The organism is Pseudomonas sp. GW456-12-10-14-LB2 (assembly GCF_002884345.1).
Lineage (GTDB): Bacteria > Pseudomonadota > Gammaproteobacteria > Pseudomonadales > Pseudomonadaceae > Aquipseudomonas > Aquipseudomonas paraglycinae.
In genome coordinates this window covers 19672-44067 of sequence record NZ_POHV01000006.1, presented here as the reverse complement: position 1 = coordinate 44067, position 24396 = coordinate 19672, and the positions used below count along the sequence as shown (strand labels likewise).

Below are 24396 nucleotides of genomic sequence, written 5' to 3'. Positions count from 1 at the left end.
AAGGAGTCAGCGGTTTGAGGCGTTCTGTCGTGTGCCCCTGTCGGACGTTTCAGCGCGGGGACGACGCAAATTCGTACTGAAGGATTTACGGAGATGGATGCAGCACTTGTGCGGTGATTTTTCCCATGAGGTTTGAGAAAACACCGCACAAATCGGCTTCACGGTTCAGTGCCGTTCCCGGTGCATCACAGGAAACACCAGACTGAACACCGTCATCGCCCCCGGACGGCTTTGAACCTGCGCGGAGCCCTGATGCAAGGTCATGATCGAATGCACGATGGCCAGCCCCAGCCCGGTACTGCCCTGTGAACGGGTGCGACTGCTGTCGACCCGGTAAAAACGGTCGAACAGATACGGCAGGTGCTGCGCTTCGATGCCTGTGCCGGGATTGCTCACCCGCAGCGACACCTCGTTCGGCGTTTGTTCGATGAACAGCGAAACGGTCTTGCCGGACGGGCAGTGGCGCAGGGCATTGGACAGCAGATTGGAAATCGCTCGCTGAATCATCAGCCGGTCGCCCGATACCTGAGCGCTGCCGATGACCTTCAGATCGATCTGTTTGTCCTGTGCCGTCAGGAAAAACAGATCCGCCACTTTGAACGCCTCTTCCTCCAGCGCAATCGGCTCGAACGAGGTGTGTGCCGCAGGCTGGCTCGCCTGGGCCAGGAACAGCATGTCCGAAACAATCCGCGCGACCCGCTCCAGCTCCTCGGTGCAGGACACCAGAACGTTGGTGTATTCCTCGACCGAGCGCTCTCGCGACAGCGTCACTTGGGCCTTGCCCATCAGGTTGTTGATCGGCGTGCGCAGCTCGTGGGCCAGGTCATCGGAGAACTGCGACAACTGCTGCACGCCGCTGTCCAGTCGATCGAGCATGACGTTGATGCCCTGCGCCAGTTCGCTGAGTTCCTGGGGCATGTTCAGCACCGACAACCGGTGATCGAGATCCTGCGTCGTCACTCGTGCCGCCACTTTGCGGAATTCGCGCAACGGTGCCAGCCCTCGTTGCACCGCCCCCCATGCGGTCAGACCGATGAATACCAGCAGCAATGGCAAAGCCATCAACGTCGAGCGCAAATAAGCACTGAGCAGAGCCTGATCGTGGGCGTTATCCATCGACAGCAGCACCGGTACGTTGCTGCCGTCCTTGAGGCGAATCAGCTTGGAGACGGTGAGAAACTTCGCGCCTTCAGCATCGGCGCTGTCGGTGTGGGTCAACTGATCGGTGGTCGCCCGAACTGCCTTCAGTTCAATCCGTGGATCGGTCAGGCCCGAGCCGGACTTGAGCAGCGGGGTGCGCAGGTTGTTCAGGTCGTAAATGGTCAGGGTCAGGTTGTCATGCCCCATGACCTGATCGAGCAGAATGTGCGGCTTGGCGCTGATCTCGCTGGTGTCGAAGTACAGCGTCAGGCTGTGCTCGACCTGTTCCATCTTCTTTTCCAGGCTGTCGCGCGATAGCGCGTTCAGCTCATGGGTCAGGGCGAAATACGCGAGGATCGCCAGGAACACCACCAGCAATGCACCCAGAATGCTGACCGTCAGACCCAGCCGCAGCGACAGGCTGGCCGGCTTCATTCCCGGGCCTCCAGCACATAGCCGACACCGCGCAGGGTGTGGATCAGTTTGCTGTCGAACGGGTCGTCGATCTTCGCCCGCAGGCGGCGGATCGAGACTTCGACCACGTTGGTGTCGCAGTCGAAATTCATGTCCCACACCAGCGAGATGATCTGGGTGCGGGTCAGCACTTCGCCGGACTGGCGCATCAGCAGATGCAGCAGGGCGAACTCCTTGGTGGTCAGGTCGATGCGCTGCGTGCCACGAAAGGCCCGGTGACGGCCCGGATCAAGTTCCAGATCGGCGACCTTGAGCACCTGCGGCACCGGAATGTTTTCACTGCGCCGCATCAACGTGCGTACCCGCGCCAGCAGTTCCGGGAACTCGAACGGCTTGACCAGATAATCGTCGGCGCCCAGATCCAGACCGCGGATCTTGTCCGCCAGCCGCCCGCGTGCGGTGAGCATCATCACCCGGGTTGAGTGGGTGCGACGCAGTTGTTCCAGCACGCTCCAGCCATCGAGTTCCGGCAGGTTCACATCGAGAATGATCAGGTCATAAACCTGTTGTTGCGCCAGGTGCAAACCGTCAGCGCCATTAACGGCGTGGTCAACGATATAACCACTTTCGGTCAGACCCTGATGCAAGTATTCGGCAGCTTTAAGCTCGTCCTCGACGACAAGGATTCGCATGATGTTTCACCACTTTTAATGAATGGGTATTTAAGTAAGTGAGTCTGGAAGTTGCAGTTTTTGCAGGGGCTTCCTGACGGACTTTGAAACTGAGTGGCGGGCACGGTAAAGGCTGTAGTGGCTACAGAGTCAACGCCTGAGCGCTTTAAATCGGCCGTCCGCGACAGCCTGTCGCAGTGGAATGGCGCATTTTTCACGACTTTCATTTCGGCAAGTGCTGTCCGGCAGATAACTAACGTGCATTTGTTTCTATCTATTGCAATAAAGCCATTCGAACTTCGAATCCTAGAGCAAAACAACTTCGATAAACCGTGGATAACGGATTTGTAATGTTCACGTCACCTTGTCGATAAGTTCAAAACCCTACCGTTGCGCCATCAACGATTCTTGATTGAAGGAAGCCTTCCATTGCCCGGTTTAATTGAACTGACGGCGCGATCACGCCTGAAAAAAACCGCCAGCGGCCTCTTGTTGCTGGCTTGTACCAGCCTTGCCGGCGCATCGACTTTGACGCTGGATCAGGCACTGCAAACCGCGTTCGCCGGCAACCCGGAGCTGGCCGCCGCACAGTGGGAAATCGGCATTGCCGAAGGCGACCGCAAGCAGGCCGGGCTGATCCCCAACCCCGAGGTGTCGTGGGAGGCCGAAGACACCCGGCGCGAATCGCGCACCACCACGGTGATGCTCAGCCAGCCGATCGAGCTGGGCGGCAAGCGTGGCGCGCGGATTGAAGTAGCGAGTCGTGCGCAGGATGCCGCCGGCATCGAGCTGGAGCGCAAGCGCAACGCACTGCGCGCCGACGTGCTTCAAGCGTTCAACGGTGCGCAAACCGCGCAGCAACGTTTGCAACTGGCCCGGCAGTCGCTGCAGCTCGCCGAGCACGGTTTGCGTGTGGCACAGGGGCGGATCGAGGCGGGCAAGTCGTCGCCGGTCGAAGGCACGCGGGCGCAAGTGCAGCTTTCGGAAGTGCGCCTGGAATTGAGCCGCGCCGAGCGCGATCAGGCCAATGCGTACCAGCAGTTGGCACAGGTCATGGGCGCACCGTTGCCGACGTCGACTACGGTGCAGACCGCGACTCAAAGCCTGCCCAGCGTACCGCTGCCCACCCGTTTGCTTGAACGCTTGAATGAGACGGCGGAGCTGCGCCTGGCCAGGTTGCAGATCGACCAGCGCGAGGCGTCGCTGGGGCTGGAAAAGTCCCAGCGGATTCCCGATCTCACCGTCAGCGTCGGCAGCCAATACAGCGAAGCCGAGCGCGAGCGGGTCAACGTGGTGGGGCTGTCGATGCCGATTCCGCTGTTCAACCGCAATCAGGGCAACGTGCTGGCGGCGGCGCGGCGTACCGATCAGGCGCGTGACCTGCGCAACGCCACCGAACTGCGTTTGCGCACGGAAATCCAGACCACGCTGGCGCAATGGCAGACCGCCAACGGCGAAATCCAGGCATTTGACAGGACCATCCTGCCCGCCGCGCAAAGTGCGGTGGACAGCGCCACTCGCGGTTTCGAAATGGGCAAGTTCGGCTTCCTCGACGTACTCGATGCCCAGCGCACATTGATCGCCGCTCGCAGCCAATACATCCAGGCGGTGAGCGAGGCGACCGACGCCCGGGTCCGCATCGAACGCATCTTCGGCGACCTCAGCGCCAACCCTTGAATTTCAACTTTCTGATCACTGCGCGATGGTTTGGCGCAGAGGAGTTTCCATGGACAAAAAACTGATCGTGGTCGCTGCGGCGACGTTGGCGCTGGGCATTGGCATCGGCGTGATGTGGAGCGGCAATGCGTCCATCGATGCGCATGCCGATGAAGCGGCGGAACACGCCGATCACGCTGAAGAAGGCGCCGCCGCTGACGGCGGGCACACCGAAGAAGGGCACATCGAATTGACTGCCGAGCAGATCGCGGCGGCGGGGATTCAACTGGCCGCCGCCCAAGCGCAGAACTTCAGCCTCGGTCTGTCGTTCCCCGGTGAAGTGCGTTTTGACGAAGACCGCACCGCGCATGTGGTGCCGCGCGTGCCGGGCGTGGTCGAGTCGGTGTCGGTCAATCTCGGGCAGTCGGTGAAGAAGGGCCAGTTGCTGGCGGTGATCGCCAGTCAGCAGATTTCCGATCAGCGCAGCGAGCAGGCAGCCGCGCAACGCCGTCTGGCTTTGGCCCGCACGACGTTCGAACGCGAGAAGAAACTGTGGCAGGACAAGATCTCCGCCGAACAGGATTTCCTCCAGGCACGTCAGGCTTTGGAAGAAGCCGAAATCGCCGTGAGCAATGCCCGGCAAAAGATCAGCGTGCTCAGTGGCAGCGTGGTCGCCACCGGTGGCAATCGTTATGAACTGCGCGCGCCTTTTGACGGTGTGGTGGTGGAAAAACACCTGACGCCGGGGGAGGTGGTCGACGAAACCACGGCGGCGTTCACGCTTTCGGATCTGTCCCGAGTGTGGGTTACGTTCGGCGTGTCACCGAAGGACCTGAACAAGGTGCAAGTGGGCAAATCCGTCACCGTCAGCGCGGCGGAATTGAACGCCGAAGTCAGCGGCACCGTGGCTTACGTCGGCAGCCTGCTCGGCGAACAGACCCGCACCGCGACCGTGCGCGTTACCCTGGAAAACCCGCAAGGTTCGTGGCGACCCGGCCTGTTTGTCACCGCGCTGGTCGCCACCGACAGCCGTCAGGCCAAAGTCGCCGTACCGGAAACCGCAGTCCAGACCGTCGAGGACAAACCCACGGTCTTCGTCCGCACAGAAGATGGCTTCAAGGCCCAAGCGGTAGAGCTGAGCAGTCGCGCGGCGGGGCAAGTGGAAGTCACCGCCGGACTGGAGCCTGGCGTGCAAGTCGCGAGCGCCGGCAGCTTCGTCCTCAAATCGGAGCTGGGCAAAGCCTCGGCCGAGCACAGTCATTAATCGCGGAAGACTCCCATGTTCGAACGCCTGATCCAGTTTGCCATCGAGCAGCGCATCATCGTGCTGCTCGCCGTTCTGCTCATGGCCGGCCTCGGCATCGCCAGTTATCAGAAACTGCCGATCGACGCCGTGCCCGATATCACCAACGTCCAGGTACAGATCAACACTGGTGCGGCCGGGTTCTCGCCGCTGGAAACCGAGCAGCGCATCACCTTTCCGATTGAAACCGCGATGGCCGGCCTGCCGGCGCTGGAGCAGACGCGCTCGCTGTCGCGCTCGGGTTTGTCCCAGGTCACGGTGATCTTCAAGGACGGTACTGACCTGTTCTTTGCCCGGCAATTGGTCAACGAACGATTGCAGTCGGCCAAGGAGCAATTGCCTGAGGGCGTGGAAGCGGTGATGGGGCCGATTTCCACCGGTCTCGGCGAGATCTTCTTATGGACGGTCGAGACCAAGGAAGGCGCGCTGAAAGATGACGGCACGCCCTACACGCCGACCGACTTGCGGGTGATCCAGGACTGGATCATCAAGCCGCAACTGCGCAACGTCCCCGGCGTGGCCGAGATCAACACCATCGGCGGTTTTGCCAAGGAGTACCAGATTGCGCCCGACCCGAAAAAACTCGCGGCCTACAAACTGACCCTCACCGATCTGGTGACGGCGCTGGAGCGCAACAACGCCAACGTCGGCGCCGGGTACATCGAGCGCAGCGGCGAGCAATTGCTGATTCGCGCGCCGGGCCAGGTGGCGAGCACCGAGGACATCGCCAACATCGTCATGGCCAACGTCGACGGCACGCCGATCCGGATCAAGAACGTCGCCACCGTGGACATCGGCCGCGAACTGCGCAGCGGCGCCGCCACGGAAAATGGCCGCGAAGTGGTGCTCGGCACGGTGTTCATGTTGATCGGTGAAAACAGTCGCACGGTTTCCCAGGCCGTCGCCGCGAAGCTCGAACAGATCAACAAATCGTTGCCCGCCGGCGTGATCGCGGTGCCGGTGTACGACCGCACGCATCTGGTCGACAAGGCCATCGCCACGGTGAAGAAGAACCTCGTCGAGGGCGCGATTCTGGTGATCGCTATCCTGTTTCTGTTCCTCGGCAACATCCGCGCTGCGCTGATCACGGCGATGGTTATTCCGCTGTCGATGCTGTTCACCTTCACCGGCATGTTCAGCAACAAGGTCAGCGCCAACCTGATGAGCCTCGGCGCGCTGGACTTCGGGATCATTGTCGACGGCGCGGTGGTAATCGTTGAAAACACCCTGCGCCGACTGGCCCATGCGCAGCAGCGTCACGGGCGTCTGCTGACGCGATCCGAGCGTTTCCATGAAGTGTTTGCGGCAGCGAAAGAGGCGCGGCGACCGCTGATTTTCGGCCAGTTGATCATTATGGTCGTGTATCTGCCGATCTTCGCTCTGAGCGGCGTGGAAGGAAAAATGTTCCACCCGATGGCGTTTACCGTGGTGATTGCGTTGCTCGGTGCGATGCTCTTGTCCGTGACCTTTGTGCCGGCGGCGATTGCGCTGTTCGTGACCGGCAAGGTCAAGGAAGAAGAGGGCGTGGTGATGCGTGGTGCACGTCGCGTGTATGCACCGGTGCTGGCCTGGGTGATGTCGCATCGTGCTGTTGCCGTGGGTGCGGCGCTGGGCGTGATCGTCCTCAGTGGCGTGGTCACCAGCCGCATGGGCAGCGAGTTTGTGCCGAGTCTCAGCGAAGGCGATTTTGCCTTGCAGGCGTTGCGCGTGCCGGGCACCAGCCTGACGCAATCGGTGGATATGCAGCAGCGGCTGGAAACGTTGATCCTCAATAAAGTGCCGGAAGTCGAGCGCGTGTTCGCCCGCACCGGTACTGCGGAAATCGCCTCTGACCCGATGCCGCCGAACATCTCCGACAGCTACGTGATGCTCAAGCCCAAAGAGCAATGGCCTGACCCGGGCAAGTCCCGCGAAACCCTGATGGCCGAACTGCAACAGGCCGCGGCGACGCTGCCGGGCAGCAACTATGAACTGTCGCAGCCGATCCAGTTGCGCTTCAACGAACTGATCTCCGGCGTGCGCAGCGACGTGGCGGTCAAGGTGTTTGGTGATGACATGGACGTACTCAACGCCACGGCGGCGAAGATTGCCGCCGCGATGCAGAAGGTCAACGGCGCGTCCGAGGTCAAGGTCGAGCAAACCACCGGTCTGCCGGTGCTGACCATCAACATTGATCGTGACAAGGCGGCGCGTTACGGGCTCAACGTTGGCGATGTGCAGGACACCATTGCGGTGGCCGTCGGTGGGCAAAAGGCCGGGACGCTGTATGAAGGCGACCGTCGATTCGACATGGTGGTGCGCTTGTCCGACGCCATGCGCAAGGACATCGACGGGTTGTCGGCGCTGCTGATTCCGGTGCCGGCGGCGGGTGGTGATGCTTCCAGTCAGATCGGTTTCATTGCGCTGAAGGACGTTGCCAGCCTCGATCTGGTGCTGGGGCCGAATCAGGTCAGCCGCGAGAACGGCAAGCGCCTGGTGATCGTCAGCGCCAACGTGCGTGGGCGTGACATCGGTTCTTTCGTCGCCGAGGCGGGCGAAGTGATCGAGCGCGACGTGCAGGTGCCGGCGGGTTACTGGACCACCTGGGGCGGTCAGTTCGAGCAACTGCAATCGGCGGCCAAGCGCTTGCAGATCGTGGTGCCGGTGGCGTTGCTGCTGGTGTTCGGGTTGCTGTTCATGATGTTCAACAACCTCAAGGACGGCTTGCTGGTGTTCACCGGGATTCCGTTTGCGCTGACCGGCGGGGTCATGGCGTTGTGGCTTCGGGACATTCCGCTGTCGATCTCGGCGGGCGTCGGGTTTATCGCGCTGTCCGGCGTGGCGGTGCTCAACGGGCTGGTGATGATCGCGTTCATTCGCAACTTGCGGGAGGAAGGCCGGTCGTTGTCCGAAGCGATCCATGAAGGCGCGCTGACGCGATTGCGCCCGGTGTTGATGACGGCGCTGGTGGCGTCTTTAGGCTTCATTCCGATGGCTCTTGCGACCGGCACCGGGGCCGAGGTGCAGCGACCGCTGGCGACGGTGGTGATTGGCGGGATCCTGTCCTCGACCATTCTCACGCTGCTGATCCTGCCAGCGCTGTACCAGTTGGCGCATCGCCGGGACGAGGAATCCCCCACGGCTGCCTAGTCACTTTTTACCTCAACAACAGGCCCGCCATTGCGGGCCTTTCTACATGACGAATATGTAATTTCGGCGCCACCGTCACGAAAGGTTCGGATTGTTACCTTGATCCCGTCAGTGACTTGAATGAGGAATCAACGATGAAACTTGCACAGATTGGCGCGTTTGCCGTGGCTCTGATGATGTCTTCGCTGGTGTTGGCCGAAGGTGGCGGGGATCGCACCTTCGACCGAATGATGACCGCCAACGACCGTTCCATGGAGCTATATGTCGCCAGGGAAAAGGCCCGCGACCCGGTTGTCGTCAATGAGAAGAAAGACGACACCACCAAGGACCTTTAAAAACGCCGCGCTGGAACAAGCCTGTCGTCCGAATTCCGATGCCGGGCTTTTTTGGAGGAATTGAACATGAAGTGGATCAAGTGGATGACCTTCGCCGGCGCCATGGCGATGTCTGTGAATGTGCTGGCCGAAGGCGGTGGTGATCGAACCTTCGAGCGAGCGTTCAGCGCCAACGCCAAGGCCATGGAGCAATACGCGGCCGAACGGGGCAAGGCGGCGCCCGTGGTGAAGGATTACGAATACGGAATGAAGCTTGATGTGGTGAAAATCGTCAGCGTTGTGAAGCCCCAGCCCGCTTGCGCCGTCGTCCCCACTGCGATGACCTATGAGGATTCGAACGGGCAGCTCAATACGCTCAAGTACCGCGTGGCGGGTGCCTGCCGAAACAGCGGCAGCTGATGCTGCGCACTTTCACGGTGTGCACCCGGCCATTGTGGTCATGCGCGGAAGACCCTGGCGTCTGCCGCGCTTTTGCGTTTGCGGGTTATTTGACTGGCAATGGCTCAGCAGTCGCGCCGGCAGTTACCGCAGGCGCTTCATGGCTCAGTTTGCGGCGGGCAATCTCTGCTCCACGCTGGCGCAGGGGCGTTTCGATAAAGCGGTAATTGAGCTCGCTCAGCACTACCAGCAGAACCAGAGACGTCGCTAACAGCTCAAGGGTAAAACGCCCGTCCAGGGGCACGCCCTGACTGGCGGCCACACGGGTCCAGATCTCTGTACTCAGGTGATTGGTGAAGACGTGAATCACGTAGAGTCCATAGGATCGCGAGCCGGCCCACTGCATGAAACCGCGCATGAAGGCCGGGCAGTAGATGTAACCCTTCTCGTAACTCGCCAGCCAGACAATCAGCACCGCGACGAGCGCGACCATGCCGACGGCAATCGGCATGGCTATCAGTTGTATGGCGACAGCACCCAGCATGTAGAGCAGAAACAGCGTGCAGAACATGGATCTGGTCGAACTCTGCCCCAGCTCACGCGGTTCGATCTGCCGATAGAGGCGGGTTCGGGTAAACAGGCACAGGAGAATTCCCCAGAGCATTGCGTCCAGGCGGAAGTACGTGAGGATGCTCATGGGGTGGCCGAAAGGATTTCGATCCACACCAAACTGCAAGGCAATGAGCGCGAACAGGACGATGACGCGCCAGCGTGGCGACGTTATGAACAGCAGAAAAAACGGAAAGACGAAGTAGAACTGCTCCTCCAGCGCCAGGCTCCAGTATTGGGGGCTGGAACCCAGCAGTGATTGGTAATGAGCGATGTTGCCAGTGAATGTTGCTACGGCAGTGAAACTGCGCAGATTGTCGTACCACGAGCCGAAGGCGTTCGACTGGTTGAACACAATGGAAAACAACAGCGGGAGGAGAATCCAGAGCCACGCAGTGGGCAACAGCCGGTAGGCGCGCCGTAGCCAGAAACAAGCGGCGGCCCGCCCCGGCTGGCCTTGCGCGCGGTGTTTGTCGAAATAGTCCAGATAGGCCTTGCTCACCACGAAACCGGAAATGCAGAAGAACAGATCGACCCCGGTCCAGGGCATGAAGACAGAAAAGATCCTCAGCAGCGTATCGGCGTGAAACGGCAGCATCATGTTGACGTGGCTCAAGAGGGTCATGGCGACGGCCGCGCCTCTCAAGTATTCGATTTCCAGGTTTTTACGCGCGCTCATCGATCCCTCGTTGTTCTTGTTTTTCAGCGCTGGCGAAGATGGCAGGTGACCGCTTGTCCGGTCAAGAAATCGATCTGTTATTTGCGGAACAAAAAAAAGCGCCCTGAAGGACGCCAAAGGATTCACCTCTTACCAAAGGAGCAAGGAGCTTCTAAAGGTGAATGGGCATTGCTCGTGAAACTCAGAGAATCGCCAGCGGGTATTCGACGATCACTCGTACCTCATCCAGGTCCGACTCAAATGCCGTGGCCCTGGTCGTGGCCTGGCGCAGGCGCAGCGACAGGTCTTTCATCGAACCGCTCTGCACCACGTATTTGACTTCGACGTCACGCTCCCAGCGCTTCTGGTCGGTCAGTGGATTGCCGTCGGCATCGCGGCGCATGTACACGGCGTTGGCGTTGGAGTAATCGGCGTCGGTGCCGCGTGCATAACGGGTCATGAACGACAGGCCGGGCACGCCGTAGGGGGTCATGTCGAGGTCGTAGCGCACCATCCACGAACGCTCTTTCGGCGAGTTGAAGTCGCTGTACTGGATCGAGTTGTCGAGGAAGATCGAGTCGGACTGGCGCAGGTAGTCGAAGTCGTCGTTGCCGTTGTTGCGCTGGTGGGAAAGGGCGACGGAATGCGCGCCGAATTTCACGCCGACGCGGCCGCTCCAGATGTTGTTGTCGAACTCGCCGAGCAATTGTTTGCCCTCGTCGACCGCCTTGTAGTAATTCAGGCCGCCAAACAGCGACAGGTCATCCGACAGCGGATACGTCCAGGCGGTGCCGGCGTAGTACTGGTTCCAGGCATCTTTGAGGCGGCTGGAGTACAGGCTGAAACTCAGGTTTTTGTTCAGCGCGTAATCGCCGCCGCCGTAAGCGATCCACGGCGAGTTGACCGGGCCGGCATAGAAGGTCGCGAAGTTCTCGCGCAGGTCGCTGGACACCGGTTGACTCATCGCATGCAACCGGCCGCCCTGGATCGACAGGCCTTCGACGCTGTTGTTGGTCGCGGTCACACCGCGAAAGCTTTCCGGCAGCAATCGCGAATCACCTGCCGCGACCACCGGGTTGGCCGGGAACACATCACCGACTTTCACCACCGTATCGAAGGCCCGCACTTTGGCGGCGCCGCCGACCTTGGTGTATTCGTCCCGTGCTTCACCGTCGCTGTTGACCGGCAACACATCGAACGAACTGCGGCCACCGTTGCGGCCGTCGCCGGTGTCGAGCTTCAGGCCGATCATCGCAAATGCATCCACCCCGACCCCGACGGTGCCCTGGGTGAAACCGGATTCGAACTTGCCGATGATGCCGTGGGCCCAGGCTTCGGAGTATCCATTGCCGGTAGGGCTGGACTGACCGTTGCGGTGATCACGGTTGAAGTAAAGGTTACGGTTGAGCACCGTCAGGCTGCTGCCTTCGATAAACCCTTCGGGTTTTTCTTCTGCAAACACCGAGGACGGTCCGGCGCCGACGACCACTGCCAGAGCGGCCATCGATATTTTTGTGTTGTTAACCATCAATCACTCCTTGGGTTCGGCAGAACGGGAACGAGCTTCGGCGTGGGTTTTATTGTTCGACGGACAAGGGGCCCGCCGGCATGGTCGCCGGGTGACATCGTTGCAGGCTGCAGATAACGCGGAGGTGATTGGGGAATTACAATTTTGTCAGGTGGGGCGGGCGAAACTCACACACAGGGTGGGTCTGATCGTTCCATGTATGCAAATGTTCGTTTCTACCGTTCGAAGCTATCCAGCACGTCTTCTGGCAGAGAGGTATCGATGTCATTGGGAAGTGTGAGTTGGCCCTTCATGGTTCCGATCCGTTGGGCGCGCGTTTTTTTCAAGGTGACTTTGTCTTTGCGTTCTTCGGCTAACGCCTTTAGGCCGTCCATCAACTCTGAAAAAATATCTCGCTTCATGGTTTCTGGATCTCCACTTGATGGGTGACTTTCGAATTTAACGGCATAGGCCAACTGCGTGATGTCAGCCGTTGCTCATCGTTTTGAAGGCAAATTCCTAAAAAGGGGAGGGCGTTGAAAATCAAAATCCCACAAAAACAAAAACGGCACCCGAAGGTGCCGTTTCTGTTTCTAGCCAACTATCGCTGAGCGATCAGCCCGCCAGGCCCGATTGCTGAACCAGGGTCAGCAGCGGTTGTGGGTAGACGCCGAGGAAGAACGCAACCACAGCGATCGCCAGCAGCATCACGCCGCCTGCTTTCTGTTCCCAGTGCAGTTGGGCGTCGTGGCGGCGCAGGTTCGGTTCGATCAGGTACAGGGTGACCATCACGCGCAGGTAGTAGAACACGCCGATGGCGCTGCCCAGTACCAAGGAACCTACCAGCCACCATTGGTGCGACTCGACACCGGTAGCGATGATGTAGAACTTGCCGATGAAGCCAGCGGTCAGCGGGATACCGGCCAGGGACAGCATCATCACGGTCAGTACGGCGGTCAGGTACGGACGGCGCCAGAACAGGCCGCGGTATTCGTACAGCGCGTCTGCGTCACGGCCGTTGTACGGCGAGGACATCAGGGTGATCACGCCGAAGGCGCCGAGGCTGGTGATCACGTAGGTGACCAGGTACACGCCGATGGCTTCCACCGCCAGACCCTTGCTCGCCACCAGTGCGATCAGCAGGTAGCCGAAGTGCGCGATGGAGGAGTAACCGAGCAGACGCTTGAGGTTGCTCTGGGTCAGGGCCAGCAGGTTACCGAACAGGATCGAAGCGATGGCGATGATGGTCAGCACGTTGCTCAGTACGCCACTGCTTGCGGCAGGGGAGATCTGGAACAGACGAACCATGACCGCGAACACAGCCACTTTCGACGCGGTGGCGAGGAACGCGGCCACCGGTGCCGGAGCACCTTCGTACACGTCCGGCGTCCACAAGTGGAACGGTACCAGCGACAGCTTGAACGCCAGACCGATCAGCATCATGCCCAGGCCCAGTTGTGCCAGCGAGCTTGGCAAGCCGGTCGCGGCCAGGGCCTGACCGATACCGACGAAGCTCAGCGAACCCGAGTCTGCGTACAGCAGCGCCATACCGAACAGCAGGAACGCGGAACCGGCGGCCGACAGCACCATGTACTTGATGCCGGCTTCCAGCGAACGCTTGTTGAAGAAGGCGTAGGCCACCAGACCGTAGACCGGCACCGACAGCAGTTCCAGACCGATGAACAGGCCGGCCAGGTGCTGCGCGCTGACCAGAACCAGGCCACCGGCGGCGGCCATCAGGATCAGCAGGTACAGTTCTTCACGGTTGCCCGGGTAACCCGAACCGCCATCGCCGAGGTAGGCGTGGGCGAGGGTGACGCAAGCGAGGGTGGCGACCAGGATCAGCGCCATGTACAGGCAGGCAAAGGTGTCGATCTGCAGCAATGGGGTCACGGCCAGAGGCGCGACTTTCAGGGCCGGCAGGATCGACAGCAAGGCCAGGTTCAGACCTGCCACCGAAATCAGGAAGGTCTGCGAGTGGTTGCGGCGCCAGGCGATTGCCAGCATCACCACGATAATGGTGAGGCTGGTGATCAACAGTGGCGCAAGCGCAATAAAGTGTTGAATCGTGAATTCCATAGCGCTCTTACCGGGCCGAAGCGAGTTGAGTGAAGGCGGTGCCGAGCCACTGCTGCACGCCATGCATCGTGGCGGCAGAAGTGTCGAGGAACGGTTGCGGGTAGACGCCGAGGTAAATCAGCAGTACCGCAAGGCCCAGCACCATGATCAGTTCGCGACCGTCCATGCCGTGCAGGATCGAATCCGATTTGGACGGACCAAAGTAAGCGCGGTGGATCATGATCAGCGAGTAGACCGAACCGAACACCAGACCGGAGGTGGCAATCGCGGTGATCCATGGAGCACTGGCGAACGTACCGATCAGGATCAGGAACTCGCCGACGAAGTTACCGGTACCCGGCAGACCCAGAGAGGCGGCTGCGAAGAACAGGCTGATCGCCGGCAGGTAAGCGATACGCGACCACAGACCGCCCATCTCACGCATGTCACGAGTATGCAGACGCTCGTACAGCTGACCGCTGAGGATAAACAGTGCCGCCGCCGACAGACCGTGCGCCAGCATCTGGATCACGGCACCTTGCAGCGCCAGTTGGCTGCCGGAGTAGATGCCGATCAGTACGAAGCCCATGTGGGAAACGGACGAGAAGGCGATCAGACGCTTGATGTCGGTTTGCGCGAAAGCGAGGAACGCACCGTAGAAGATCCCGATCAGACCGAGGGTCATGGCGATCGGCGCGAATTCGGCCGAGGCGTTCGGGAACAGCGGCAGGGCGAAACGCAGCAGACCGTAGGCCGCGGTTTTCAGCAAGATACCGGCGAGGTCGACGGAACCTGCAGTCGGCGCCTGGGCGTGAGCGTCAGGCAGCCAGGAGTGAAACGGAACCACTGGCAGCTTGACCGCGAAGGCGATGAAGAAGCCGAGCATCAGAATGTACTCGGTGGTCATCGACATCTTGGTCTTCAACAGATCGGCGTAGTTGAAGGTGATCACGCCGGTGCTGTTGTAGTTGACCAGGACCAGACCGAGGATCGCCACCAGCATGATCAGGCCGGAAGCCTGAGTGAAGATGAAGAACTTGGTCGCGGCGTAGATACGGGTTTTCTTGCCGTCCGAAGAACTGTGACCCCAGAGCGCGATGAGGAAGTACATCGGCACCAGCATCATTTCCCAGAAGAAGAAGAACATGAACAGGTCGAGGGCCAGGAACACGCCGACAACGCCGCCCAGGATCCACATCAGGTTCAGGTGGAAGAAGCCAACGTGACGTTGAATCTCTTTCCACGAGCAGAGTACCGACAGGATACCCAGCAGACCGGTCAGCAGGATCATCAGCAGCGACAGGCCGTCGAGGGCCAGGTGCACGTTGATGCCGAAGCGCTGGATCCAGACGTGCTTGAACTCAAGCGCCCAGGTCGGATCGGCGCCAGGCGCCGGAGCAAATGAATAGTCACCGTGGGCCCACAGCCAGAGGCCGAGGGCGAGTTCCAGGGTCATGGTCAACAGCGCAATCCAGCGGGGGAGGGTGGCGCCGAAGCGCTCACCCAGCCAGCACAGCAGGCCGCCGATGAAGGGGATCAGGATTAGCCAAGGCAGAATCATGACGGGCTCGTTTCCTTTCGCAAATTCGCAAGGTTCATATCAGACCGCTACCAGCACGACAGCGCCGATGACCAACACGGCACCAGCAGCCATCGAAGCAGCGTACCAACGCAGTTGACCGGTTTCGGTACGGCTCAGGGCGGTGTGACCACCCTTGGCCATGCGCGGGATCAGACCGATGGTCTGGTCGAGCGGGTCTTTGCGCAGCATGTGGCTGATCGCAAGGTACGGCTTCACGAACAGTTTGTCGTAGATCCAGTCGAAGCCCCAGGCAGCGAACCACCAGGCCGAAAGGAGACGGCCGATGCCGCTGTTGGCAATCGCGGTCACGAAGCGACGCTTGCCGAGGAACAGCAGGGCCGCCAGCAGGATACCGGCCAGGGCGATGGCGCCCGAAGCGATTTCCAGACTGTGCTTGGCTTCGCCACCGGCATGGCCAACGCTCTCGGGCAGTACGCCGTGCAGCGGTGGAACGATCATGGCGCCGACGAAGGTCGACAGTACGATCAGCACCGACAGCGGCAGCCAGTGAGCGATGCCGTGACCGGCGTGGGCTTCGGTCTTGGCTTCACCGTGGAACGCGATGAAGATCAGGCGGAAGGTGTACAGCGACGTCATGAATGCGCCGACCAGACCTGCGTAAAGCAGACCGTGGTTGCCGCTGGCGAACGCTTCCCAGAGGATTTCGTCCTTGGAGTAGAAACCTGCGGTCACCAGCGGCAGGGCGGCCAGAGCGGCACCACCGACGATGAAGCTGGCGTAGGCCAGCGGCAGTTTCTTCCACAGGCCGCCCATCTTGAAGATGTTCTGCTCGTGGTGGCAGGCAACGATCACCGCACCGGAAGCAAGGAACAGCAGGGCCTTGAAGAAGGCGTGGGTCATCAGGTGGAAGATCGCGCCTTCCCAGGCGCCAACGCCCAGCGCCAGGAACATGTAGCCGATCTGGCTCATGGTCGAGTAGGCGAGGATACGTTTGATGTCGGTTTGCACCAGTGCTGCAAAACCGGCCAGTACCAGGGTCACACCACCAACGATGCCGACCAGGTGCAGGATGTCCGGCGCCAGGGCGAACAGACCGTGGGTACGGGCGATCAGGTAGACACCGGCAGTCACCATGGTTGCGGCGTGGATCAGTGCCGAAACCGGGGTAGGGCCGGCCATCGCGTCCGCCAGCCAGGTCTGCAGCGGCAGTTGAGCCGATTTACCGACCGCACCGCCCAGGAGCATCAGGGTCGCCAGCACGATCCAGAAATCGCCGACCTTGAAGTGCTCAGGCGCCTTCACCAGCAGTTCCTGGACGTTCAGCGTGCCCAGTTGCTGGAACAGGATGAACAGGCCGATCGCCATGAACACGTCGCCGATACGGGTGACGATGAAGGCTTTGAGTGCGGCGTTACCGTTGTTGCGGTTGCTGTAGTAGAAGCCGATCAACAGGTACGAGCACAGGCCCACGCCTTCCCAACCGAAGTAGATGAACAGCAGGTTATCGCCCAGGATCAGGAACAGCATGCTGGCGATAAACAGGTTGGTGTACGAGAAGAAGCGCGAGTAACCGTCTTCGCCACGCATGTACCACGATGCAAACAGGTGGATCAGGAAGCCGACACCAACGACCACACCGAGCATGGTCACGGACAGACCATCCAGGTACAGCGCGAAGTCAGGCTGGAAACCTTCCACCGACATCCAGCGCCACAGCACCTGGGTGTAGACGCCACCTTCCGGTGGCGCGACGTTGAATTGCCAGATCACGTAGGCCGCGACGATGGCAGACAGGCCGATGGAGCCGACACCGATCAGCGCCGACAGGTTTTCCGAGAAGCGGCCGCGCGAGAACGACAGCAACAGGAACCCGATCAGAGGGAATACGAAAGTCAGAAAGAGTAGGTTCATCCGCGCATCTCACTGGCAGCGTCGATATCGAGCGTGTGGAAGCGGCGATACAGTTGCAGCAGGATCGCCAGGCCAATACTGGCTTCGGCGGCTGCAAGGCTGATCACCAGGATGAACATGATCTGTCCATCCGGTTGCGCCCAGCGGGCGCCCGCAACGATGAAGGCCAGTGCAGAGGCGTTCATCATCACTTCCAGACTCATCAACACGAACAAAATGTTGCGGCGGACCATCAGGCCGACCAGACCAAGGCAGAACAGGATGCCGGCGACGGCCAATCCATGTTCGAGAGGGATAGCAGGCATGTCTTACTCCTTCGCCTCGTTACGGCCCAAATGGAACGCCGTGACGGCTGCAGCGAGCAGCAGCATCGAGGCGAGTTCGACCACCAGCAGATACGGACCGAACAGGCTGATGCCCACGGCTTTTGCATCGACGGTGGTGTGGCCGATGGCCTGACCGCTCTGGTGAGCGAACAGCACATACAGCAGCTCGGCCAGCAGCAGGGCGGCGAGAATCACCGGCCCCGCCCAGATCCCGGGCTTGAGCCAGGTGCGTTCCTGCTGAACCGAGGCGGGACCGAGGTTCAGCATCATCACCACGAACACGAACAGCACCATGATGGCGCCAGCGTAGGCGATCACTTCCAGCACGCCGGCGAACGGAGCGCCGAGTGCGAAGAAGGTCATGGCCACGGCGATCAACGAAATGATCAGGTAGAGCAGGGCGTGCACAGGATTGGTGTTGGTGACCACACGCAGTGTGGACACAACAGCGATACCCGATGCGAAATAGAAAGCGAATTCCATCGTTCTTCCTTAAGGCAGCAAGCTCTTCACGTTGATCGGCTCGGCTTCGTTTTGTGCGGCGCCTTTCGGCTTGCCCGCAACGGCCATACCTGCAACACGATAGAAGTTGTAATCAGGGTTTTTGCCGGGGCCGGAGATCAGCAGATCTTCTTTCTCGTACACCAGGTCCTGACGTTTGAACTCGGCCATCTCGAAATCCGGGGTCAGCTGGATCGCGGTGGTCGGGCAGGCTTCCTCGCAGAGACCGCAGAAAATGCAGCGCGAGAAGTTGATACGGAAGAAGTCCGGGTACCAGCGACCGTCTTCGGTTTCAGCTTTCTGCAGCGAGATGCAACCCACCGGGCAGGCCACGGCGCACAGGTTGCAGGCTACGCAGCGTTCTTCGCCGTCGGGGTCGCGGGTCAGGACGATGCGACCACGGTAGCGTGGTGGCAGGTAGACCGGCTCTTCCGGGTATTGCAGGGTGTCGCGCTTACGAAAGCCATGGCCGAAGACCATGACCAGGCTGCGCAACTGGGTACCGGTACCCTTAACGATGTCGCCAATATATTTGAACATGGGTCAAATCCTCACTGAACCGCAACCGCAGGCGTGTTCCACAACACGATTGCAGCGGTCACCAGCAAATTGATCAGGGTCAGTGGCAGGCAGAATTTCCAGCTGAAATCCATCACCTGGTCATAACGCGGACGCGGGATGGAAGCGCGCAGCAGGATGAACAGCATGATGAAGAACGCGGTCTTCAGTGCGAACCAGACGAAGGACAGTTGCGGCAGGATGCCGAACGGACCGTGCCAGCCACCGAAGAACAGGGTGACCAGCAGCGCCGAGATCAGGATGATGCCGATGTATTCACCGACGAAGAACATGCCCCATTTCATACCGGCGTATTCAATGTGGTAACCGTCGGCCAGTTCCTGTTCCGCTTCCGGCTGGTCGAACGGGTGACGGTGAGTCACGGCCACGCCAGCGATGAAGAAGGTACAGAAGCCGAAGAACTGCGGAATGATGAACCACAGGTTCTGCGCCTGGTACTCGACGATGTCGCGCATGTTGAACGAGCCGACCTGCACCACGATGCCCATCAGGGCCAGGCCCATGAACACTTCGTAGGACACGGTCTGCGCCGAGGCACGCAAGCTGCCGAGAAGGGCGAACTTGTTGTTACTCGACCAGCCGGCGAACAGCACCGCGTAGACCGACAGACCGGCCATGGCGAAGAAGAACAGCAGGCCGATGTTCAGATCCGCCACGCCCCAGGTCGGGGTGATCGGGATGATCGCGAAAGCGATCAGCAGGGCGGACATGGCCACGACCGGTGCCAGGGTGAAGATCACCTTGTCGGCAAACGGCGGGGTCCAGTCTTCCTTGAAGAACATCTTCAGCATGTCGGCCGCGATCTGGAACATGCCGAACGGGCCAACGCGGTTCGGACCGTAACGGTCCTGCCACCAGCCCAGCAGGCGACGCTCGACAAAGCTGAGCAACGCGCCTGCGACCACCACGGCCAGCAGGATCACGATGGCCTTGATGACCGTCAGGATCACATCGATCACTTCAGGGGTGAACCAGGTCATTGCGCTGCCTCCTGCAGACCATCAACGGTTTGGCCGAAAATCGCCGGCGGAATGCCTGCCAGACCGGCCGGCAGTGCAACCAGGCCAGCGCCCAGCTCTTCATTGATGCGCAGCGGCAGACGCAGGGTCTGGCCGGCAACATTGAGGCTCAGCAATGCGCCGTCGTTGACGCCCAGACGGTCCGCTTCGGACTTGGCCAGTGCTACGTAGGCGGCCGGGATGCGTTCCTGGACCGGAGCGGCTTTCGACGAGTTCTCGTCGCTGCCGAACAGGTGGTAGAACGGCACGGCTTGCCAGGTGCCTTGGGCCGGGTTGAACGCGCGCGGAACACTGGCGAACCAGTTCAGCGAATCACCGGTGCTCTCGATCAGGCGGGTGCCCGGATCGCCAGCGCGCAGGTGACCACCGACTTCGTCCTGGAACTTGTTCCAGGCTTGCGGCGAGTTCCAGCCCGGCGACCAGGCGAACGGCACTTGCTGACGCGGTTCGGCGGAGCCCGAGTAACCTTCCATCGAGAAGGCGAACGCGGTGTCCTTGTCTTGCGGGGTGCGTGGTTCGTGAACGCTGATGTCGGCGCGCATCGCGGTGCGACCGGAGTAACGCAGCGGTTCACGCGCCAGTTTCAGACCCTTGATGCGGAACGAAGCGGACGGTGCGGCGTCGACGATACGCGCCAGTTGCGGCGTGCTCGAAGCAACGGCAGCGGTCACGTGGTCGAGTTGCGTCCAGTCGATCGGCTGGTTCAGCAGGGTGGCGCGCAGGGCGTGCAGCCAGCGCCAGCCTTCGTGGACCAGAATGCTCGCGTCCATGTATTGCGGGTCGAAAACCTGGAAGAAGCGCTGGGCGCGACCTTCCTGGCTGACCAGCGTACCGTCGCCTTCAGCGAAGCTGGCGGCTGGCAGAACCAGATGCGCGCGATCGCTGGTGGCGGTCTTCTGATGGTCGGCAACGATCACTACTTTCGCAGCGTTCAGTGCCGCATCGACCTTGGCCTTGGCGGTGCGGGTGTACAGATCGTTTTCCAGCACGACGATGGCGTCGGCCTTGCCGTCGATGACCGCTTGCAGCGCAGCATCAACCGATTCGCCACCGAGCATGGCCAGGCCGAGGCTGTTGGCTTCCGGCACGATCAGGCTGATCGAACCGTTCTTCTCGCGCAGCTTCAGGGCCTTGGCGATGTTCGCAGCGGCTTCGATCAAGGCTTTGGAGCCCAGCGAAGTACCGGCGATGATCAGTGGACGCTTGGCCGCGAGCAGGGCGTCGGCGATGCGCTTGGCCAGTTCCAGGGCTTCGGCATCCAGACCTTCAACGGCAGGGGCGCTGGCGTCCAGGGCGTGAGCCACGGCGAAACCGATGCGGGCCAGATCGTCCGGAGCGGCGTGTACGCATTCTTCGGCGATGTCGTCGAGCTTGGTTTCAGCCAGGCTGGCGATGAACAGGGGGTTCAGCTCGTGCTGACCGATGTTCTTCACGGCGGCGTCGAGCCAAGGCTGAACGCGCATGGCTTCGGCCATGTCTTCGGCCTTGCCTTTTACCGACTGACGCAGGGCCAGGGCCATGCGGGCAGCGGTCTGGGTCAGGTCTTCACCGAGGACGAACACGGCGTCGTGGTCTTCGATGTCGCGCATGTTCGGCACTGGCAGCGGGCTGTCTTTCAGCACTTGCAGGACCAGACGGATGCGTTCCAGCTCGGAGGCTTCGATACCGGAGTAGAAGTGCTCGGCGCCGACCAGTTCACGCAACGCGTAGTTGCTTTCCAGGCTGGCACGCGGCGAACCGATACCGACGATGTTGCGACCGCGCAGCAGGTCAGCGGCTTTGTCCAGCGCAGCATCCAGGCCAAGCTTGGTGCCGTCGGCCAGCAGCGGCTGACGTGGACGGTCGGTGCGGTTGACGTAGCCATAACCGAAACGGCCACGGTCGCACAGGAAGTACTGGTTCACCGAACCGTTGTAACGGTTTTCGATGCGACGCAGTTCGCCGTAACGCTCGCCCGGGGAGATGTTGCAACCGCTCGAGCAGCCATGGCAGATGCTCGGCGAGAACTGCATGTCCCACTTGCGGTTGTAGCGCTCGGAGTGAGTCTTGTCGGTGAACACACCGGTCGGGCAGACCTCGGTGAGGTTGCCGGAGAACTCGCTTTCGAGGGTGCCGTCTTCAACGCGACCGAAGTACACGTTGTCGTGGGCGCCAAATACACCGAGGTCGGTGCCGCCGGCGTAATCCTTATAGAAACGCACGCAGCGGTAGCAGGCGATGCAGCGGTTCATTTCGTGGGAAATGAACGGGCCCAGTTGCTGGTTCTGGTGGGTACGTTTGGTGAAGCGATAACGGCGCTCGTTGTGGCCGGTCATCACGGTCATGTCTTGCAGGTGGCAGTGACCGCCTTCCTCGCACACAGGGCAGTCGTGCGGGTGGTTGGTCATCAGCCATTCAACAACACTGGCGCGAAACGCCTTGGATTCTTCATCGTCGATGGAGATCCAGGTGTTGTCGGTGGCAGGGGTCATGCAGGACATGACGATGCGACCACGTGTGTCGTTCTCGTCGGTGTACTGCTTGACCGCGCACTGGCGGCAGGCCCCGACGCTACCAAGCGCGGGGTGCCAGCAGAAATAAGGGATGTCGAGGCCCAGCGACAGACATGCCTGTAACAGGTTGTCTGCCCCGTCGACTTCGAGCGCTTTGCCGTCTACGTGGATAGTGGCCATGGTTCAAAGGTCTTCGTTGGCCCGGTGTCAGCGGGCGTGGCTAATGGAATCTTGTTATCCGTCCGAATCCAGTCAGCCCCGAAAGGCGTCATCGGACGAAAGGCGAAGGGCACGGACCCTTCGCCTTTTTAAGCGTTTACGCGCCGACTACGATCGGCTTCGCCAGAGGCGGGACGGCGGCGCTTGCAGGCGCGATACCGGCTTCGAACTCTGGACGGAAGTATTTGATGGCACTGCCCAACGGCTCCACGGCACCCGGTGCGTGAGCACAGAAGGTCTTGCCCGGGCCGAGGAAGTTGACCAGACCCAGCAGGGTCTCGATGTCGCCTGGCTGGCCGCGACCTTGTTCGATCGCCATCAAGAGCTTGACGCTCCATGGCAAACCATCACGGCACGGTGTGCAGAAGCCGCAGGATTCGCGAGCGAAGAACTGCTCCATGTTGCGCAGCAGGGACACCATGTTGACGCTGTCGTCCACCGCCATGGCCAGGCCGGTACCCATACGGGTGCCCACTTTGGCGATGCCGCCGGCGTACATTTGTGCGTCGAGGTGTTCCGGCAACAGGAAACCGGTACCGGCGCCGCCTGGCTGCCAGGCTTTCAGCTTGAAGCCGTCGCGCATGCCACCGGCGTAGTCTTCGAACAGTTCGCGACCGGTCACGCCGAATGGCAGTTCCCAAAGGCCAGGGTTCTTGACCTTGCCGGAGAAGCCCATGAGCTTGGTGCCCATGTCTTCGCTGCCGTCGCGGGCCAACGATTTGTACCAGTCCACGCCGTCGGCAATGATCGCCGGCACGTTGCACAGAGTTTCAACGTTGTTCACGCAGGTCGGCTTGCCCCACACACCAACGGCGGCAGGGAAGGGCGGTTTGGAGCGCGGGTTGGCGCGGCGACCTTCGAGGGAGTTGATCAGTGCGGTTTCTTCACCACAGATGTAACGCCCGGCGCCGGTGTGGACGAACAGCTCGAAATCGAAGCCGCTGCCCAGGATGTTCTTGCCCAGCAGGCCGGCTGCCTTGGCTTCTTCCACGGCACGGTTCAGGTGCTTGGCAGCGGTGGTGTACTCGCCACGCAGGAAGATGTAGCCACGGTAGGTTTTCAGCGCGCGGGCGCTGATCAGCATGCCTTCGATCAGCAGATGGGGCAGTTGCTCCATCAGCATGCGGTCTTTCCAGGTGTTCGGCTCCATTTCATCCGCGTTGCACAGCAGGTAGCGGATGTTGATGGATTCGTCTTTTGGCATCAGGCCCCACTTCACGCCAGTGGGGAAGCCTGCACCGCCGCGACCCTTGAGGCCGGCGTCTTTCACGGTCTGGACGATGGCGTCCTGATCCATGTCGGCGAAGGCCTTGCGCGCAGCGGCGTAACCGTTCTTGGCCTGGTACTCGTCGAGCCACACGGCTTCGCCGTCGTCACGCAGGCGCCAGGTCAGCGGGTGAGTCTCGGCCGAACGCTGGATGCGGTTGGCCGGGCCGAAAGAAGTCAGGGTCATACGTAGCCCTCGAGCAGTTTGGCGACGCCGGCAGGCTGGACATCGCCAAAGGTGTCGTCATCGATCATCAGCGCCGGTGCCTTGTCGCAGTTGCCGAGGCAGCAGACCGGCAGCAGAGTGAAGCGACCGTCGGCAGTGGTCTGACCCAGGCCGATACCCAGGTTGTTCTGGATTTCGCTGACCACCGACTCGTGGCCGCCGATGTAGCAGACCATGCTGTCGCAGACGCGAATGATGTGACGGCCGACCGGCTGACGGAAGATCTGGCTGTAGAACGTGGCCACGCCTTCAACGTCGCTGGCCGGGATGCCGAGGATCTCGCCGATGGCGTACAGGGCGCCGTCCGGCACCCAGCCGCGTTCCTTCTGAACGATCTTCAGGGCTTCGATCGACGCCGCGCGCGGGTCTTCGTAGTGATGCAGCTCGTGCTCGATGGCCGAGCGCTCGGTTTCACTCAAGGTGAAACGGTCTGTCTGGATAAGCGTGCTGTTCATG

The 24396-nt window shown here is 60.9% G+C and carries 20 protein-coding genes; 5 read left to right on the top strand and 15 right to left on the bottom strand.

Annotation, left to right across the window (positions count from 1 at the left end; genetic code table 11):
* Positions 1-165: 165 nt before the first annotated feature.
* Both C1X29_RS05440 and C1X29_RS05435 read right to left on the bottom strand, forming a co-directional pair.
* On the bottom strand, positions 166-1575 hold the full coding sequence (locus C1X29_RS05440; protein WP_102717007.1) for a heavy metal sensor histidine kinase: 1410 nt from the start codon (positions 1573-1575) through the stop codon (positions 166-168).
* Entirely contained in the window at positions 1572-2246 is a 675-nt protein-coding gene (locus tag C1X29_RS05435; RefSeq protein WP_007951475.1) for a heavy metal response regulator transcription factor, read from the bottom strand. Before C1X29_RS05435 ends, C1X29_RS05440 begins: the two co-directional genes overlap by 4 nt.
* Before the next feature lie 408 nt (positions 2247-2654).
* On the opposite strand from C1X29_RS05435, the gene C1X29_RS05430 reads away from it, so the two are divergent.
* The 5 genes from C1X29_RS05430 (at position 2655) to C1X29_RS05410 (ending at position 9047) form a co-directional block, all read left to right on the top strand.
* Positions 2655-3902 (top strand): TolC family protein, encoded by a 1248-nt coding sequence (locus C1X29_RS05430; RefSeq protein WP_102717006.1) that lies wholly within the window; start codon positions 2655-2657, stop codon positions 3900-3902.
* A 49-nt stretch (positions 3903-3951) separates the two neighbouring features.
* Positions 3952-5145 (top strand): efflux RND transporter periplasmic adaptor subunit, encoded by a 1194-nt coding sequence (locus C1X29_RS05425; RefSeq protein WP_102717005.1) that lies wholly within the window; start codon positions 3952-3954, stop codon positions 5143-5145.
* Positions 5146-5160: 15 nt separating this feature from the next.
* Entirely contained in the window at positions 5161-8313 is a 3153-nt protein-coding gene (locus C1X29_RS05420; protein ID WP_102717004.1) for an efflux RND transporter permease subunit, read from the top strand.
* 134 nt (positions 8314-8447) lie between these two features.
* Positions 8448-8648, top strand: a complete 201-nt coding sequence (locus C1X29_RS05415) for a co-regulatory protein PtrA N-terminal domain-containing protein (RefSeq protein ID WP_102717003.1) — start codon at positions 8448-8450, stop codon at positions 8646-8648.
* A 66-nt stretch (positions 8649-8714) separates the two neighbouring features.
* Positions 8715-9047: a DUF2790 domain-containing protein gene (locus C1X29_RS05410; protein WP_085745975.1), complete on the top strand. Its 333-nt coding sequence runs from the start codon at positions 8715-8717 to the stop codon at positions 9045-9047.
* An 85-nt stretch (positions 9048-9132) separates the two neighbouring features.
* Here C1X29_RS05410 and C1X29_RS05405 read toward each other — a convergent pair whose 3' ends face one another.
* The 13 genes from C1X29_RS05405 to nuoE all read right to left on the bottom strand — a co-directional run bounded on the left by C1X29_RS05405 (position 9133) and on the right by nuoE (position 24395).
* Entirely contained in the window at positions 9133-10314 is a 1182-nt protein-coding gene (locus C1X29_RS05405) for an acyltransferase (RefSeq protein WP_102717002.1), read from the bottom strand.
* 181 nt (positions 10315-10495) lie between these two features.
* Positions 10496-11821: an OprD family porin gene (locus tag C1X29_RS05400; RefSeq protein WP_102717001.1), complete on the bottom strand. Its 1326-nt coding sequence runs from the start codon at positions 11819-11821 to the stop codon at positions 10496-10498.
* Between the two features lie 215 nt (positions 11822-12036).
* Entirely contained in the window at positions 12037-12222 is a 186-nt protein-coding gene (locus C1X29_RS05395) for a hypothetical protein (protein WP_102687963.1), read from the bottom strand.
* A 193-nt stretch (positions 12223-12415) separates the two neighbouring features.
* Entirely contained in the window at positions 12416-13879 is a 1464-nt protein-coding gene (gene nuoN / locus C1X29_RS05390) for an NADH-quinone oxidoreductase subunit NuoN (RefSeq protein ID WP_011334964.1), read from the bottom strand.
* A 7-nt stretch (positions 13880-13886) separates the two neighbouring features.
* Complete coding sequence (gene nuoM, locus C1X29_RS05385; protein WP_011334963.1) at positions 13887-15419, bottom strand: NADH-quinone oxidoreductase subunit M; 1533 nt, start codon at positions 15417-15419, stop codon at positions 13887-13889.
* A 39-nt stretch (positions 15420-15458) separates the two neighbouring features.
* The gene (gene nuoL, locus C1X29_RS05380; protein WP_085612666.1) at positions 15459-17312 is read right to left on the bottom strand and encodes an NADH-quinone oxidoreductase subunit L; all 1854 of its coding nucleotides are present in this window, start codon (positions 17310-17312) and stop codon (positions 15459-15461) included.
* Positions 17309-17617 carry an NADH-quinone oxidoreductase subunit NuoK gene (gene nuoK / locus C1X29_RS05375; protein WP_003180046.1) on the bottom strand — a complete coding sequence of 103 codons (309 nt, stop codon included), beginning with the start codon at positions 17615-17617 and terminating at the stop codon, positions 17309-17311. The genes nuoL and nuoK overlap by 4 nt, the downstream gene beginning before the upstream one ends.
* 3 nt (positions 17618-17620) lie before the next feature.
* Positions 17621-18121, bottom strand: coding sequence for an NADH-quinone oxidoreductase subunit J (gene nuoJ / locus C1X29_RS05370; protein WP_007951462.1), 501 nt, complete (start codon positions 18119-18121; stop codon positions 17621-17623).
* A gap of 9 nt (positions 18122-18130) precedes the next feature.
* Positions 18131-18679, bottom strand: a complete 549-nt coding sequence (gene nuoI, locus C1X29_RS05365; RefSeq protein ID WP_007951461.1) for an NADH-quinone oxidoreductase subunit NuoI — start codon at positions 18677-18679, stop codon at positions 18131-18133.
* 11 nt (positions 18680-18690) lie between these two features.
* Complete coding sequence (gene nuoH, locus C1X29_RS05360; protein ID WP_007951460.1) at positions 18691-19698, bottom strand: NADH-quinone oxidoreductase subunit NuoH; 1008 nt, start codon at positions 19696-19698, stop codon at positions 18691-18693.
* Positions 19695-22409, bottom strand: a complete 2715-nt coding sequence (gene nuoG, locus C1X29_RS05355; RefSeq protein ID WP_102717000.1) for an NADH-quinone oxidoreductase subunit NuoG — start codon at positions 22407-22409, stop codon at positions 19695-19697. The genes nuoH and nuoG overlap by 4 nt, the downstream gene beginning before the upstream one ends.
* Before the next feature lie 136 nt (positions 22410-22545).
* Positions 22546-23901: an NADH-quinone oxidoreductase subunit NuoF gene (nuoF, locus tag C1X29_RS05350; RefSeq protein ID WP_007951458.1), complete on the bottom strand. Its 1356-nt coding sequence runs from the start codon at positions 23899-23901 to the stop codon at positions 22546-22548.
* A complete protein-coding gene (gene nuoE, locus C1X29_RS05345) occupies positions 23898-24395 on the bottom strand; it encodes an NADH-quinone oxidoreductase subunit NuoE (RefSeq protein ID WP_003223804.1) in 498 nt (165 codons plus the stop codon). The genes nuoF and nuoE overlap by 4 nt, the downstream gene beginning before the upstream one ends.
* Position 24396 lies beyond the last annotated feature (1 nt).

Excerpts from the sequence above, each read along its gene's own strand:
- C1X29_RS05420 (WP_102717004.1), top strand. The coding sequence starts at position 5,161 with ATGTTCGAACGCCTGATCCAGTTTGCCATCGAGCAGCGCATCATCGTG.
- C1X29_RS05405 (WP_102717002.1), bottom strand. The coding sequence starts at position 10,314 with ATGAGCGCGCGTAAAAACCTGGAAATCGAATACTTGAGAGGCGCGGCC.
- nuoH (WP_007951460.1), bottom strand. The coding sequence starts at position 19,698 with ATGACCTGGTTCACCCCTGAAGTGATCGATGTGATCCTGACGGTCATC.
- C1X29_RS05400 (WP_102717001.1), bottom strand. The coding sequence starts at position 11,821 with ATGGTTAACAACACAAAAATATCGATGGCCGCTCTGGCAGTGGTCGTC.
- C1X29_RS05410 (WP_085745975.1), top strand. The coding sequence starts at position 8,715 with ATGAAGTGGATCAAGTGGATGACCTTCGCCGGCGCCATGGCGATGTCT.
- nuoK (WP_003180046.1), bottom strand. The coding sequence starts at position 17,617 with ATGCCTGCTATCCCTCTCGAACATGGATTGGCCGTCGCCGGCATCCTG.
- nuoE (WP_003223804.1), bottom strand. The coding sequence starts at position 24,395 with ATGAACAGCACGCTTATCCAGACAGACCGTTTCACCTTGAGTGAAACC.
- C1X29_RS05440 (WP_102717007.1), bottom strand. The coding sequence starts at position 1,575 with ATGAAGCCGGCCAGCCTGTCGCTGCGGCTGGGTCTGACGGTCAGCATT.
- nuoL (WP_085612666.1), bottom strand. The coding sequence starts at position 17,312 with ATGAACCTACTCTTTCTGACTTTCGTATTCCCTCTGATCGGGTTCCTG.
- C1X29_RS05425 (WP_102717005.1), top strand. The coding sequence starts at position 3,952 with ATGGACAAAAAACTGATCGTGGTCGCTGCGGCGACGTTGGCGCTGGGC.
- nuoM (WP_011334963.1), bottom strand. The coding sequence starts at position 15,419 with ATGATTCTGCCTTGGCTAATCCTGATCCCCTTCATCGGCGGCCTGCTG.
- C1X29_RS05435 (WP_007951475.1), bottom strand. The coding sequence starts at position 2,246 with ATGCGAATCCTTGTCGTCGAGGACGAGCTTAAAGCTGCCGAATACTTG.
- nuoG (WP_102717000.1), bottom strand. The coding sequence starts at position 22,409 with ATGGCCACTATCCACGTAGACGGCAAAGCGCTCGAAGTCGACGGGGCA.
- C1X29_RS05395 (WP_102687963.1), bottom strand. The coding sequence starts at position 12,222 with ATGAAGCGAGATATTTTTTCAGAGTTGATGGACGGCCTAAAGGCGTTA.
- nuoF (WP_007951458.1), bottom strand. The coding sequence starts at position 23,901 with ATGACCCTGACTTCTTTCGGCCCGGCCAACCGCATCCAGCGTTCGGCC.
- C1X29_RS05415 (WP_102717003.1), top strand. The coding sequence starts at position 8,448 with ATGAAACTTGCACAGATTGGCGCGTTTGCCGTGGCTCTGATGATGTCT.
- nuoI (WP_007951461.1), bottom strand. The coding sequence starts at position 18,679 with ATGTTCAAATATATTGGCGACATCGTTAAGGGTACCGGTACCCAGTTG.
- nuoJ (WP_007951462.1), bottom strand. The coding sequence starts at position 18,121 with ATGGAATTCGCTTTCTATTTCGCATCGGGTATCGCTGTTGTGTCCACA.
- nuoN (WP_011334964.1), bottom strand. The coding sequence starts at position 13,879 with ATGGAATTCACGATTCAACACTTTATTGCGCTTGCGCCACTGTTGATC.